12 protein-coding genes and 1 pseudogene are annotated in these 14,210 nt (G+C 46.7%); all 13 read left to right on the forward strand.

All coding sequences use genetic code 11. The features are described from left to right. The first annotated feature begins 74 nt into the window (after nt 1–74). Complete coding sequence (locus tag ACTWJ7_RS09925; protein ID WP_301878319.1) at nt 75–1,226, forward strand: cysteine desulfurase family protein; 1,152 nt, start codon at nt 75–77, stop codon at nt 1,224–1,226. A gap of 163 nt (nt 1,227–1,389) precedes the next feature. After that, on the forward strand, nt 1,390–1,911 hold the full coding sequence (locus tag ACTWJ7_RS09930) for a PRC-barrel domain-containing protein (RefSeq protein WP_024633069.1): 522 nt from the start codon (nt 1,390–1,392) through the stop codon (nt 1,909–1,911). 10 nt (nt 1,912–1,921) lie between these two features. Continuing rightward, nucleotides 1,922–2,131, forward strand: coding sequence for a hypothetical protein (locus ACTWJ7_RS09935; protein WP_024633070.1), 210 nt, complete (start codon nt 1,922–1,924; stop codon nt 2,129–2,131). Between the two features lie 316 nt (nt 2,132–2,447). Continuing rightward, nucleotides 2,448–3,515 carry an AI-2E family transporter gene (locus tag ACTWJ7_RS09940; protein ID WP_079350678.1) on the forward strand — a complete coding sequence of 356 codons (1,068 nt, stop codon included), beginning with the start codon at nt 2,448–2,450 and terminating at the stop codon, nt 3,513–3,515. Nucleotides 3,516–3,937: 422 nt separating this feature from the next. Continuing rightward, the gene (alaS, locus tag ACTWJ7_RS09945; protein ID WP_079350677.1) at nt 3,938–6,559 is read left to right on the forward strand and encodes an alanine--tRNA ligase; all 2,622 of its coding nucleotides are present in this window, start codon (nt 3,938–3,940) and stop codon (nt 6,557–6,559) included. 129 nt (nt 6,560–6,688) lie between these two features. Beyond that, nucleotides 6,689–6,949, forward strand: a complete 261-nt coding sequence (locus ACTWJ7_RS09950; RefSeq protein WP_024633073.1) for an IreB family regulatory phosphoprotein — start codon at nt 6,689–6,691, stop codon at nt 6,947–6,949. A 125-nt stretch (nt 6,950–7,074) separates the two neighbouring features. Next, nucleotides 7,075–7,491: a Holliday junction resolvase RuvX gene (ruvX, locus tag ACTWJ7_RS09955; RefSeq protein ID WP_053779129.1), complete on the forward strand. Its 417-nt coding sequence runs from the start codon at nt 7,075–7,077 to the stop codon at nt 7,489–7,491. A gap of 12 nt (nt 7,492–7,503) precedes the next feature. After that, a complete protein-coding gene (locus tag ACTWJ7_RS09960) occupies nt 7,504–7,803 on the forward strand; it encodes a DUF1292 domain-containing protein (protein ID WP_024633075.1) in 300 nt (99 codons plus the stop codon). Next, nucleotides 7,804–8,118: a DUF1292 domain-containing protein gene (locus ACTWJ7_RS09965; protein WP_024633076.1), complete on the forward strand. Its 315-nt coding sequence runs from the start codon at nt 7,804–7,806 to the stop codon at nt 8,116–8,118. Nucleotides 8,119–8,196: 78 nt separating this feature from the next. Continuing rightward, nucleotides 8,197–9,237, forward strand: coding sequence for an endolytic transglycosylase MltG (gene mltG, locus ACTWJ7_RS09970; protein WP_443145373.1), 1,041 nt, complete (start codon nt 8,197–8,199; stop codon nt 9,235–9,237). Between the two features lie 15 nt (nt 9,238–9,252). Next, nucleotides 9,253–10,182: a peptidase U32 family protein gene (locus ACTWJ7_RS09975; protein ID WP_301878316.1), complete on the forward strand. Its 930-nt coding sequence runs from the start codon at nt 9,253–9,255 to the stop codon at nt 10,180–10,182. 17 nt (nt 10,183–10,199) lie between these two features. Then, a pseudogene (locus ACTWJ7_RS09980) lies at nt 10,200–11,527 on the forward strand (peptidase U32 family protein). Nucleotides 11,528–11,760: 233 nt separating this feature from the next. Then, nucleotides 11,761–14,043 carry a methyl-accepting chemotaxis protein gene (locus ACTWJ7_RS09985; RefSeq protein WP_443145374.1) on the forward strand — a complete coding sequence of 761 codons (2,283 nt, stop codon included), beginning with the start codon at nt 11,761–11,763 and terminating at the stop codon, nt 14,041–14,043. Nucleotides 14,044–14,210: the final 167 nt, after the last annotated feature.

A 14,210-nucleotide genomic window follows, 5' to 3' on the forward strand; every position in this document is an offset into this window, starting at 1 on the left:
CAATAGCATTGGTTTAAATTTTCAATTACACAACATGAAAAGATGGAAGTCCAACATATAACGGGGTGAAATCAATGAAAAGAATATATTTGGATCACGCCGCATCGACACCTATGCATCCACAAGTCGCGGAAGCGATGATGAAAGTAATGACAGGGCAATATGGCAATGCATCAAGTATCCATGCCTTTGGCCGCGAAGCCAAACGGACCGTCAGTGGAGCAAGGGATGTCATTGCGGCGTCTTTGGGTTGTTTCCCGGATGAACTCGTATTTACCGGAGGCGGCACGGAAAGTGACAATTTGGCCATATTTGGCGCAGTTTCAGCGAGGGAAGAACGGGGACGACACATCATTACAACAGCCATTGAACATCATGCGGTACTGCATACGTGCCAGGAACTGGAACGACAAGGCTATGACGTGACCTATTTGCCTGTAGATGAATACGGAAGAATACGTCTGGAAGAGCTAAAAGAGGCCATTCGCCCAGATACAGTACTGATCACCATGATGTATGCCAACAATGAAGTAGGCACCATTCAGCCCATCCGCGAGATTGGTGAACTGGCTCGTCAGCATGATATTTTGTTCCATACCGATGCAGTTCAGGCCCTTGGGACCCAGGAAATTTCCTGCAAGGAACTGCCTGTGGATCTGATCAGCTTCTCTGCTCATAAAATCAATGGGCCTCAAGGCGTGGGTGCGCTCTATGTACGGCGCGGAATTGTGCTTGAGGCGAGATCGCACGGCGGCCTTCAGGAACGGCAACGGCGGGCAGGGACCGAGAATATGGCAGGTATCGCTGGCTTTGCGGAGGCATTGAAAATAGCAGGAGAACAAGCGGCAGCTCGTCGCGAACATGATCTGGCATTGCGGTCATTGCTGCTGGAACAACTGGAGAAACAAGTAGGGGCGGAGCATTTCCACGTCAACGGACATCCTGAATATACGCTGCCCAATATCCTGAACATCAGCTTTCCGGAGGTGTCCACGGAGACGATGCTCATGAATCTGGATATGGAAGGCATCGCTGTGGCGAGCGGTTCGGCATGTACTTCCGGTTCTCTCGAAGTGTCCCATGTGCTGAAAGCAATGAACTTGCCGGAGACATTTTTGCATTCCGCGATTCGTTTTAGCTGGGGATTGGGTAATACTACGGAAGAAATCATGATAACCGCCGAAAAAATTGGAACCATTCTTGGGCGACTGCGTAATAGAGCCTAAGGGCTCATTGCACATGGAACAAAAGGAGGGAAGAAGTTCCATTTCATCGGTTGGATAGAAGCGGTTTTGATGATCGGCGTCTGATTGCCACTCATCAACTTTGGGCATACCTAGCAATAGCGCCGCGGCTATTTAATGATAAGAAGATGAGGGGGACCCTGCGATGAAGCTTCAGGAAATGATCGGACTTGCCGTGTTTGACGTTGAGGACGGGAAGCAGGTCGGCAAAATCCAGGATTTCATTGTGAATGACGATTGGAAAATTGAAGGCATTGAACTTGAAAACAAAGGCCTGTTTACCAGTCATGTCAAAATCGTGCAGTGGCAAGATATCGTTGCCTACGGCGAAGATGCCGTCATGATCCGTAATCAACAGGCTGTCCGCAAAACGGGAGCCGACGACATAAAACACACGTACCTCCTCGGCCAGTCTAAATTGAAGGAGATGTCCGTGCTCACCGAAGAAGGTTTGCTGCTTGGACGAGTCTCTGATGTTTATTTTGACCAGGAGTTGGGAAATACAATAATAGGGATTGAAATTACGGACGGTTTTGTGTCCGATTTGATTGAGGGCCGCAAATGGCTGCCATGTACAAGTGATATGTCCATTGGGGAAAGTGCCATTATGGTGCCGCCGCTGAGTGAACAGCGCTTGGAAAATGCCATTCATTCTGTTAATGGATAGGTGAATGAATATGAAATGTCCAAACTGTAGTTCCAAAGATATTGGGAAAATCGGTTCCCACCAATTTTATTGCTGGGGATGCTTTATCGAATTAACAGTGAACGGTGAGAAAATGTCTGTTTACCAGGTGGAAGAAGACGGCACGCTCAGTTCCCTCGATGATCTGTTCTTCGGGGAAGAGCTGCCGCAAGACTTCCCTCATCTTCATGCTTCTTCTTAATAAGCAGTCTAACTTCTTCTATATGCGGTTTCATGACAAAGAATGTCATTGAATGCTGTCATGAAATGATGACAGATGTATATAGCTGCGGTTACATAGTGGTTCAAGGGACTTGTATAATATATGCTACCCCGAATCACAAGATGCGTCTCCTTCATCATGAAGGGGTGCTTTTTTTGTGTCCAAATTACGACGTCAACCGGATTGTCCATCCATGGGCGAGAATTGTTAGTCCCCACTTCTGGACGGCGATAATAAATATTCCCTTCCTTACATATACTGACTTTCAGAGCCAGTCCAAAAGGGAGAGATGCAAGTGGAGCAATTAACAAAAAACAAGATGTTCCGTTATGCCATCTGGCTGCTACTCGGATTGATTATCCTGTATTTTATCTGGCTGCTGCGGCCATTGCTGCTTCATATATATGGATTTTTGAAAACAGTGCTGGCACCTTTTATCGTGGCCCTCATCATATCTTATGTACTCAATCCGATTGTAAGCATGCTGGGAGGACGTAAAGTTCCTCGAACCATTGCCGTGCTGTTAATCTATGCTTTTTTCCTCACCTGTATCGGGGTCATCCTGATGAATGTCATTCCGGTATTGATTGAACAATTGGAGGAACTGAACGAGCATATGCCGGAGCTGTCGATGCGTGCCCAGAGTTTGATGAATAATATGGACCACAAATTAATGCCACCAAGTGTGCGCACAGGCATGAACAGCTGGTTTTTCCAGATGGAGGATCGGCTGACTCAGGGGATCACGAAGCTGATGGATAATATCGGGACAACCATTAATGTGTTATTCAATGTGTTTATTGTGCCATTTCTCATTTTCTATATGTTAAAAGATTTTGAGGTATTCGAGCGCACCATAGTGGCCTACCTGCCTCGATCACGGCGCAAAGCGATTGTTTCGGTTATGAAGGAGATTGACACGGCCTTGGGGAACTATATTCGCGGACAATTTATCGTCTGTGTGATAGTGGGCATCTTTGCCTATATCGGTTACATCGTCATTGATATGCCTTATGCGTTGCTGCTTGCCAGCATTGTCGCTGTATTTAACATCGTGCCCTATCTAGGTCCATTTCTTGGAGCTGCTCCAGCAGTGGTTATGGCGTCAACGGTATCGTTCAAAATGGTGCTCTTTGTTATCATCGTGAACACACTGTGCCAGGTGTTGGAGAGCAACGTCATCTCTCCTCAGGTGGTGGGGAGGACTCTGCATTTGCATCCGTTGTCGATTATCTTCGCGCTCCTTGTGGGAGGCGAACTGGCGGGCATTGTGGGACTCATTCTGGCAGTACCGGTCTTTGCTGTCCTCAAGGTGATCGTGCAGCACTTTTTTGCGTATTACATCAAACGAAGAACCGACTGACCCAAGCGCCGGTCTGTTCCTCAAGGGTGCGTTGACACCATATAGGCATATCGATATAATGGAGGGGTATGTTTAGAACAAGAAATCGATGATGAAATGAAGTACGCCGAGGGTTCCTTTCCTCAGAGAATAGACTTCTTCGGATCAGATGCAATCTGAGCCCGATGGCTGGAAGAGTCTTGAAAGTTGAAGCGGCGGAAAGCTGATTTCGGAGTGCAGGACAACCCTGCCGGGAGCGACCGTTATTTCGCATCAACGAGGAGATTGTTTGTTTCATCTGCGGATGAGCAGCAATAACCAGGGTGGTACCGCGATTACAATCGTCCCTGACTATCAGGGGCGTTTTTTGTGTTTGTTTTTACTTGTTAACAACCCGGAGCGAATATGCACCGGACTATTATAATTAATTGGGGGCACTCCGTATGAAAGCCAGTGAAATCCGGTCCAAATGGATAGAGTTTTTTGCAAGTAAAGGACATAAAATCGAGCCAAGCGCATCGCTTGTACCTCATAATGATCCATCCCTTCTGTGGATTAATGCAGGTATGGCTCCGTTAAAACCGTATTTTGACGGTCGGGAGAAACCGGAGAATCCACGTCTCGCCAACTCCCAAAAATGTATTCGTACGAACGATATTGAAAATGTCGGTAAAACTCGCCGTCACCATACGTTCTTCGAAATGCTCGGTAACTTTTCCATTGGAGACTATTTCAAGGAAGAAACGATTACGTGGGCATGGGAATTTCTCACAAGCAAAGAATGGATCGGTTTCGATCCGGAACGTCTCTCGGTGACGGTATACCCTGAAGACGAAGAGGCTTTCAAACTTTGGAACGAAAAAGTGGGACTGCCTGCTGAACGTATCATCAAGCTGGATGAGAACTTCTGGGATATCGGCGAAGGCCCGTGTGGACCTTGTACCGAAATTTTCTATGACCGCGGCGAAGCTTATGGCAATGACATGAATGACCCCGAGATGTATCCAGGCGGGGAAAATGAACGTTATCTGGAAGTATGGAACCTGGTATTCTCCCAGTTCAATCACAACAAGGATGGTAGCTACACGCCGCTTCCGAACAAAAATATTGATACAGGTGCAGGTCTGGAACGCTTTGCATCCATTTTGCAAAATGTGGATTCCAACTTTGACACAGATCTGTTCCAACCGATGATTCAAAGAACAGCGGCTCTTGCCGGTGTGAAATATAATGACAGCGTAGAGATTGACGTTGCACTGAAAGTTATTGCCGACCACATTCGTACGGTTGCCTTTGCTGTAGGTGATGGTGTTCTGCCAAGCAATGAAGGACGCGGATATGTCATTCGCCGTTTGCTCCGTCGTGCCGTACGTTACGGTAAAGTACTGGGACTCGACCGTCCATTCCTGTATGAACTGACAACGACTGTCGGTGAAGTGATGGGGATGTACTACTCGGAAGTGGTGGACAAGCAGGAGTTTATCGCTAAAGTGATCAAAACCGAGGAAGAACGTTTCCATGAAACACTCACGGATGGACTTGCTATTCTCGCGGACATGAGCAGCACAGCCAAATCTGAAGGTCGCACGGTTATTAGCGGGCCTGAAGCGTTCAAACTGTATGATACGTACGGTTTCCCCTTTGACCTGACCGAAGACTATGCAGCAGAGCATGGTATGACTGTTGACCGTGAAGGATTCGATGCCTCGATGCAGGAGCAGCGTGATCGTGCACGTGCAGGACGCCAGGAAAGCGAGAGCATGAAGGTTCAAGGCGGACCGCTTGCTGATCTGGAGGTTAAAAGCGAGTTTGTTGGTTATAATGACCTGTTGACGGAAGCAAAAGTGGTAGCCATCGTTGCTGGTGACGCACTGGTAGACTCCGTAAGCGAAGGACAGACTTGCCAGGTCATCCTTGACAAGACTCCATTCTATGCGGAAAGCGGCGGACAAGTAAGTGATCAGGGCTTGCTGCGTGGAGCCAGTGTAACGGCGAAAGTGCAAGGGCTTTTCAAGGCTCCGATGGGACAACATGTGCATCTGGTGACGGTAGAGTCCGGGGAATTGCGTGTGGGTGAAGTGGTTAAAGCTGAAGTGGATGCGTCCAAACGTGGCGATATTATCAAAAACCATACCGCAACCCACTTGCTGCACAAAGCGCTCAAAGATGTGCTCGGAACGCATGTCAATCAGGCAGGATCTCTCGTAGAGCCTCAACGTCTGCGCTTTGACTTCTCGCACTTCGGCAGTATTACGCCGGAAGAATTAACAGAGATCGAGCGTCAGGTGAACGAACAGATCTGGAATCGTCTGAACGTAAACATTGAACTGAAAGCCATTGATGAAGCCAAAGAAATGGGTGCGATGGCACTGTTCGGTGAAAAATACGGTGATATTGTGCGTGTGGTGCAAGTCGGAGATTATAGTTTGGAACTTTGTGGCGGTTGTCACGTAAACAATACATCAGAGATCGGTATCTTCAAGCTGGTGAGCGAGAGTGGAATCGGCTCCGGCGTACGTCGGATCGAAGCCGTTACTGGCCGTGGTGCGTATCTGTATGTAGAAAGTCAGCTTGAATTGCTCAAACAATCGGCATCCCTGCTCAAAGCGAACGTGGCCGACGTGCCTAAACGCATTGAAGGTCTGAATCAGCAATTGAAAGAAGCTGCCAGAGAGACTGAGTCACTGCAAAGCAAGCTGAGTGCCATGGAAGCAGGCGCATTGACAGATCAAGTGGTACAAGCAGGAAATACACAATTGCTTGCAGCTCGTGTAGATGCTCCGAATATGGATGCACTGCGGACAGTGGCTGATGAATTAAAAGTAAAACTGCCTGATGCAGTACTCGTACTGGGTGCTCCAGCTGATGGTAAAGTGAATTTCGTTGTAGCTGTCCCTGCTGAACAGGTAAAACAAGGGCTGCATGCAGGTAAAATTGTCAAGGAAGTTGCGGCAGTATGCGGCGGCGGAGGTGGCGGACGTCCTGATATGGCGCAAGCCGGAGGCAAGGATGCGAGCAAGCTGGATGAAGCGTTGAAACTGGCGGTTTCATTGGTTAGCCAGTAAAGGACAAGCAAAAAACACAATTGGCTCATCCTTTGTTTACTTGTAGCAGTCAGAATATGTTATTATATAAGCAGAAATCAATTCGGCAGGACATGGTCCCCATGTTCATGCAGGAGCGAGGTGTCATCAATGGACTCCATGGATAAGACGGTTAAATTTAATGTGAAAGCCGACGAGCAGGAAGCATCCTCCAAAGAGATTCTTCTCACGGTATATGATGCACTGGTGGATAAGGAGTATAATCCTATTAACCAGATTGTCGGGTATCTGATTTCTGGAGACCCCGCATACATCCCTCGTCACAACAATGCACGCAGTCTGGTCCGTAAAAAAGAACGCGATGAGCTGATTGAAGAGCTTGTTCGTTCTTATCTGGCCAATCACCGGTAATGTACATCGCTTCCGCTGTGATGCAGCTATGCAGGCAGCGGGAAATGAACCGACAGAAGACAGCCTGAAGCTTGAGAAGGCGAGTATTATTCGACCTGAGCAGGCTTGAGGATGGGAGAGCATGGATGAAAATATTAGGTTTGGACTATGGGGACCGAAGAATCGGAGTTGCCGCTAGTGACGCCTTCGGTTGGACTGCCCAGGGATTGGAAGTACTTGAACGCCGCCGGGATGAAGGTGAGTTCGCTCGAATTGCAGAACTTGTGCGTGAGCATGAGATCGGCGAGATTGTAGTCGGACTTCCCAAAAACATGAACGGCACCGTAGGACCGCGTGGTGAAATATGCATTGCTTTTGCCGAACGCCTGCGGGGCGAACTGAATTTACCTGTTCACCTTTGGGATGAACGGCTGACAACCATTGCAGCAGAACGAACGTTACTTGAAGCGGATGTCAGTCGCAAAAAACGCAAGCAGGTTGTGGACAAAATGGCCGCAAGCTTGATTTTGCAAAATTATTTGGATGCCAATAGTAAAAGGTGAGGGGGATCAACAATGGCTGAAGATCAACTGGGTATGGAAGAAGAATCGGAGATTATTTACATTGCGGATGACGAGGGTAATGAAGAGGAATTTGAAGTCATCATGAAATTCGAAGTGGACGGTTCGGAGGCCAAGTACATGATGGTTGCTCCGGTTGAACCCGAAGATGGAGAGACGGATGTGTATGCATTCCGTTATGAAGAAGAGGGCGACGATATTAAACTTTTCGTCATCCAAGATGATGCTGAATGGGATATCGTCGAGGAGACGTTTAATACATTTCTTGCAGAAGATGAAGAGGAAGCGAACTAAATGACAGAATACAGCCGCGAAGACTTGAAATGGACAGATTCGCTGCGTCTGGCTTTTGGTGCTCATGTTGAGCTGGAAGAAGAGAACGGTAAATCGCATCCGTATGACCTGCTGGCTGAGTTTGAAGTGAAGGGCCAGCAGTATGCGGTGCTCCGCAGTTCATTACGTCCTTATGACGAAGTTGAACTTCTGCGGGTTTTACCGGGAAGTGAAGGCCAGATCATGCCGGAATTAGTTACGATTGACGATGATGACGAGTGGGAGAACATCTCTGAACTGTATGATGAATGTACACTCCCCATTGACGAAGATTGATGAATCAGCTTCAAATTGAAGAAACCGGAAGGGCGGAGAAGTCCGCTCTTTTGGTTGTGTAAAGGAGTTGTGTCTTTTTTGAAAGGAAAAGCGATTTTAGTCTTTTTGCTTATCATCCTGGTTGTTGCCGGAGGAGCAGGCGTATATGTCTGGAACATGATGCGTCCGGTACAAGCATCCGCAGAACCTATCGTTTTCGAGATCAAGAGCGGGTCAGGAACTTCCAAAATTGCGGATCAGTTAGAGCAAGAAGGTCTGATTCGAAGTGGTTTAGCCTTTAAGGGATACCTGAAGTGGAAGAAACAAGGATCGAATTTTATGGCAGGTACATATTCCTTAAATCCCGGCGTGTCATACGATGAGATAATTAATAAGCTGAATAACGGTGAAGTTGTGCCAGAATCCATGGTCAAGTTTACTATTCCTGAGGGATATACCGTATTACAAATGGCGGACAAACTATCTGCTGAGGGCATTGTGGATCGTGAGGAATTTATCAAGCTTGCCAATGATCCATCTGCTTTTGATATCGACATCATCAAGGACATTCCAGTGGATGAAGAATTGCGATATGTGCTGGAGGGATATCTGTTCCCAGAGACGTATGAGCTGAAAGAGGGTAGTTCTACGCAAGAGGTCATGCAGCGAATGCTTGAGGAATTCCAGACCAAGGTTGATTCTATCCCTGATTTGGCGTCCAAGCTCAAGGAGAGAAATCTGTCTTTGCATGAAGTGTTAACGATCGCATCGCTTGTGGAGAGAGAAGTCGTGGTGGATCAGGAACGCGCGCTTGTGGCAGGCGTAATCTATAATCGGATCAACCAGGATATGAAACTGGAGATTGACGCTACAGTACAGTATTTACTGGATAAGCCGAAGGCTAGATTGCTTTACAAGGATCTGAAGGTACAAAGTCCCTATAATACGTATCTGAACAAAGGGCTGCCACCGGAACCGATTGCGAGTCCAAGTCTGGCATCCATTGAAGCAGCGTTGAATCCAGAAGCTTCGGATTACCTGTTCTATGTGACCAAGAAGGACGGTACATTCGGACATCTGTTTGCCAAAACATATAAGGAACATCAGCAAAATATAGCCAAAAGTAAGGCTGCGCAATAAGCGGAGGGGATGTATATGAGTACGAAACATGAACTGCTCGTTACGGCGGCAAATGTGAAAGAAGCAGAGGTGCTGCTCCAGGCAGGAGCAGATGCTCTGTTAATTGGGGACGATCGCTTCGGCATGCGTCTTCCCGGCAGCTTCAGTGTGGAAGAGACAGCAGAGGTCGTTGCCGATGCAGCGAAACATCAGGCGCGTGTATACGTGTCCATGAATAATCTGATGTCCAACGAGTTGCTAAAGGAATTGCCTGAATATGTTCAGGCGCTGGGTAAAATCGGTGTTCATGGCGTGGAGTTCAACGACCCGTCTGTGCTAGCCGCAATTAAGGAGCATGCTCCTCATATCCAGCTGCACTGGAATGCTGAGATGACATCAACCAACTATGCAACGGCCAACTACTGGGGAACCAAAGGCGCGAGTCGTGTCGTGCTTGCTCGGGAGCTGAATATGGACGAGCTGACGGAGATGGTGCCATTTCTGAAGGTGGAAGCCCAGGTCCAGGTGCATGGCATGACGAATATTTATCATTCCAAACGGAGTCTGGTGCAAAGTTATATGTCCCATCAAGGGCGTCCAGTAGAGGGGCATTTGGGTAAAGAACGAGGTTTGTTTCTGATTGAGGCTGAACGTCGGGATGAGAAGTTCCCGATCTATGAAGATGTGAACGGAACTCACATCATGAGTTCGGAGGATATCTGTATTCTTGAGGATCTTCATCTGTTGATGGAAGCCGGGGTGCACAGCTTCAAAATCGAAGGCATGTTAAAACCGCTTGCGTATAACGAAGCTGTTGTACGTGCATACCGTGTAGCTCTGGATAGCTATGCGGCTGATGCCGATGCTTATGCATTTTGTGAAGAATGGCTGGACGAGGTTCGTCAACTGCAGGACCCTGAACGAGAGTTGTCGTTTGGATTTTTCTATAAAGAACAGGTGTATTAATAGACGAGGTGAACGAAATGGAAACAGTGGCGGTAAAGCGGAAGTTCTCGGGTAAACGTAACCGTCTGGACAAACCGGAGCTGCTTGCTCCGGCTGGTAATCTGGAAAAGCTTAAATTTGCAATCCATTATGGAGCAGATGCTGTGTATATCGGTGGACAGGCATACGGATTGCGTTCTAACGCGGATAACTTTACCTTTGAAGAAATGCGCGAAGGCGTGGAATTTGCCAAAAAATACGGAGCCAAAGTCTTCGTTGCCACCAATATATATGCACATAATGAAGATATCGAAGGTATTCAAGCGTATTTGCAAAACTTGTATGATGCAGGAATTGCAGCCATTATTGTGGCAGATCCAGCGATTATTGAAGTAGCTCAGCGTGCAGTGCCGGGTTTGGAAGTGCATTTGAGTACTCAACAATCGACTTTGAACTGGCAAGCTGTGAAGTTTTGGAAGGATGAAGGCCTTCCACGCGTCGTTCTCGGACGTGAGACAAGCTTTGAGGAAATTGAAGAAATCAAGGCCAATGTGGATATCGAGATCGAAGCCTTTATTCATGGAGCTATGTGCTCGTCCTATTCCGGACGGTGTGTGTTGTCCAACCATTTTACGGATCGGGATTCCAATCGGGGCGGCTGCTGCCAGTCCTGCCGTTGGAAGTATGATTTGTTTGAAGATGCCCGAGAAGGTACTGTATGGGTCAGTGAAGAAGAAATGCAAATGCAGGCCCCTGCCCCATTCAAATTGGGAGAGAACCAGCTGCCGTTATTCCAGGAGCAGGACAATTCTTTTTCCATGGGTTCGAAGGATCTGTGCATGATTGGGCATATTCCCGAGCTGATTGATGTCGGTGTGGATAGTTTCAAAATTGAAGGACGTATGAAGTCGATTCATTATGTGGCTACCGTAGTTAACGTATATCGTCAGGCTATCGATTCTTATATGGCTGACCCGGAGAACTATGTATTGAAGCCTGAATGGGTAGAGGAAATGAACAAGGCGGCAAATCGTCCATTGAATACCGGCTTTTTCTATGATACACCGGATCATGAGGATCACATCTATGAACCGGAAGAAAAAGCGGTACCTTACGACTTTGCCGGATTGGTTATCGACTATGATGCAAATACAGGGATGGCGACCATTCAACAGCGCAATCATTTCAAACCAGGACAGGAGATCGAATTTTTCGGTCCGGGGGCCACTTTTTCAAACAGGTTGTAGGGGAATTGCAGGATGAAGAGGGCAATGTGCTCGATGCAGCTCGTCACCCGTTACAGCGTGTGAAAATGAAGGTGGATCAACCTGTTTCCTACTTTGATATGATGAGAAAAAAGAAATAGGTTCAAATGCCTAGTTTTCAACAAAATAATGCTATGATTTAACAATATAGTGTTATAAAATTTACAAATTAGACCTCCGTCTATCGGTATATGGGGGTCTTTTTTTATAGAAAAATAGGAAAAAAGTTGTAAAAAATTTCGGGAAAACGAAAGGGGAAAGGGGAATGTTGTCGAATACTACATATTTATAGGGGAGAGAAGAAAAATCCAACAAGTAAATTACTGGCAGGTGAATGGGATTGGTTCAAAAGAAGCAGAAAGACAGTGGGGAAGAATTGACAACACCCGAGAAGGTTAAGTCCGAGAAGGTACAGAAAGTAAAAAAAGAGAAGGTAGCAAAAAGGAAGACCGGGGATGCTCCAGACAAACAATCCTTTAAATTGGATCGGAGTAAGCTGAAGTTGGGATGGAATAAAACAAAAACCCAATTGAAAAAGCAGAACTGGAAAAATGTTGGGGGAACAACGTTTACACAGATTAAGAAGGCTAATCCGGTTAAATCGGTGGGCGTTAAACTGTTTTTGGTCTTTTTTGTAGGAATCATGTTTTTTGTCATTGGTTTAGGTCTATTATCCTATGCTAAAGCCAAAGATACGATTGAGAAGAATGCATCCCGATCGAATCAGGAAACGATTGAACAAACCAAGCAGAAAATGGACATCATTTTGGAGCGGTTTGTAGATACATCTACACAAATTTTCTTCGATCCGGAAATGCAGTCCTTGCTTCAAAAAATGTCTGATAAAAACTTGTCGGCATACGATACGTTTGTAAATTCAAGCTCCATCAACAAACAATTATCGAACATTGCTTTTACGAATAAATCTATGGAAGCGATTTATCTTGTGCCGACGGATGAAACAAGATCCACTATGGGTACAGGAAGCAGCAGTTCTTCTATGGGTGATATTCGTAAAGAGGCCTGGTATGACGAGTTGGTTCAAGCTGGTGGATACCGCTGGCTCCCAACGGAAACCAAGGAAGATGGCGGTACACCCACGTTCCGGATTGCACGTTCAATGAAGAATCTGCAAGGGACAACCCAGTCCTATGTATTAATCATTGAGTTGAAACTGGAAGTTCTGGAGCAGCAGTTGAAATCACTCGATTTGGGTGAGGGAGCTGTACTTCAACTGATCGCTCCGGACAACAAAGTTGTAGCATCGACGATAGCTGATGACACAGGGAAAGATACAGATTTGGCTTTTGTCAAAGACTTGAAAGAAAAATCGGGCAGCACGAATACGGATTATACCGTTGATGGAAATTCAACGAATATGCTGGCGTCATACAGCACCATGGACACATCCGATTGGAAACTGATCGGGATGGTTCCGACTTCTGTCTTGGTGAAAGATGCCAAGGGTATTCTGACGCTCACCTTGTGGATGGCATTGATTGATGCCGCTATTGCGATACTGATCGGTATTTGGATGGTTCGCATGATTGCCCGTCCATTGGGCAAATTGAAAGATCTGATGCAAGAAGGGGCAAAAGGTAACCTCAAGGTGCGTACACCGTATACCTCCCAGGATGAAATTGGTCAATTATCGGCCGCATTCAATCTGATGATGGAGCAAATTACGAAGCTGGTGGAGCAAACCAACCGTTCTGCACAGGAAGTATTGGATACCGCTTCTGAGCTGAGCAGTGCATCCAAGAAAACAGCAGTTTCTGCTTCCGAGATTGCAGTAGCCACTGAAGAAATTGCGGGTGGAGCAAGCAGTCTGGCAACAGAAGCAGAGCGTGGAAACGAATTGACCGACAATATCTCCCGTCAGATGGAGAGTGTGGTCGCCGCGAATGAACAAATGGGTGATTCAGCCCGTCATGTAGAGAAATCCAGTCAGACAGGTACACAGCATCTGAATCAGTTGATGACCAAAACGCAGAAGACCGAAGAAATGATCGGTGCGTTGGTAAACAAGGTAGATTCATTGAAAGAGAGTACTTCTTCTGTTCTGAAGGTGCTTGACGTCATGCAAAATATTACCAAACAAACGAACATTCTCTCCTTGAATGCAACCATTGAAGCCGCTCGTGCCGGTACAGCTGGACGTGGATTCATGGTGGTAGCGAATGAGGTCCGCCAGTTGGCTGAACAATCCAGACAATCCATTGATATGGTCGGCGACATTACGGACAAGATTATGACCGAAATGAATGAGACCGTAGATCAATTGTCTGCAGCTTATCCGCTATTCAAGGAACAGATGGATGCCGTGAAAGATACCAACGTCATATTTGCTTCAGTACAGCAGCAAATGGGTGCGTTTGTTGAGAGTCTGAGCATGGTCACTGGGTCAATTGGAGATTTGAATCAATCTCAAGGTACGTTGTCCGAAGCGATGAGTAATGTCAGCGCCGTAGCTGAACAATCTTCTGCGACGTCTCAGGAAGTTGCTTCCTTGAGCAGTGAACAGCAAAATATCAGTAACCAGCTGGTGAATTTGTCTGCAAAACTGGAGAATGTGTCGACAGAATTGAAAGATACATTGTCTCGCTTTACGGTCTAACCCAACCATTAATGGATCTATCGAGAAACCTGTCCCTTCTAGGGGACAGGTTTTCTTGGTGTTTACCGAATAATTCCAATATGAGTAACGCATACTATGCCAAAACGTTGAACGGGGGTGGCCCAATGCATGTACAACTGAAACGGCGCATTTATATTACATGTATT

The organism is Paenibacillus sp. 1A_MP2, from assembly GCF_052244825.1.
Classification (GTDB): domain Bacteria; phylum Bacillota; class Bacilli; order Paenibacillales; family Paenibacillaceae; genus Paenibacillus; species Paenibacillus vandeheii.

What these genes read in the sequence shown, in the direction of transcription:
- ACTWJ7_RS09960 (WP_024633075.1), top strand. Translation starts at nt 7,504, where the DNA reads ATGGCTGAAGATCAACTGGGTATGGAAGAAGAATCGGAGATTATTTAC.
- alaS (WP_079350677.1), top strand. Translation starts at nt 3,938, where the DNA reads ATGAAAGCCAGTGAAATCCGGTCCAAATGGATAGAGTTTTTTGCAAGT.
- ACTWJ7_RS09925 (WP_301878319.1), top strand. Translation starts at nt 75, where the DNA reads ATGAAAAGAATATATTTGGATCACGCCGCATCGACACCTATGCATCCA.
- ACTWJ7_RS09950 (WP_024633073.1), top strand. Translation starts at nt 6,689, where the DNA reads ATGGACTCCATGGATAAGACGGTTAAATTTAATGTGAAAGCCGACGAG.
- ACTWJ7_RS09930 (WP_024633069.1), top strand. Translation starts at nt 1,390, where the DNA reads ATGAAGCTTCAGGAAATGATCGGACTTGCCGTGTTTGACGTTGAGGAC.
- ACTWJ7_RS09985 (WP_443145374.1), top strand. Translation starts at nt 11,761, where the DNA reads ATGGGATTGGTTCAAAAGAAGCAGAAAGACAGTGGGGAAGAATTGACA.
- ACTWJ7_RS09975 (WP_301878316.1), top strand. Translation starts at nt 9,253, where the DNA reads ATGAGTACGAAACATGAACTGCTCGTTACGGCGGCAAATGTGAAAGAA.
- ACTWJ7_RS09965 (WP_024633076.1), top strand. Translation starts at nt 7,804, where the DNA reads ATGACAGAATACAGCCGCGAAGACTTGAAATGGACAGATTCGCTGCGT.
- ruvX (WP_053779129.1), top strand. Translation starts at nt 7,075, where the DNA reads ATGAAAATATTAGGTTTGGACTATGGGGACCGAAGAATCGGAGTTGCC.
- ACTWJ7_RS09935 (WP_024633070.1), top strand. Translation starts at nt 1,922, where the DNA reads ATGAAATGTCCAAACTGTAGTTCCAAAGATATTGGGAAAATCGGTTCC.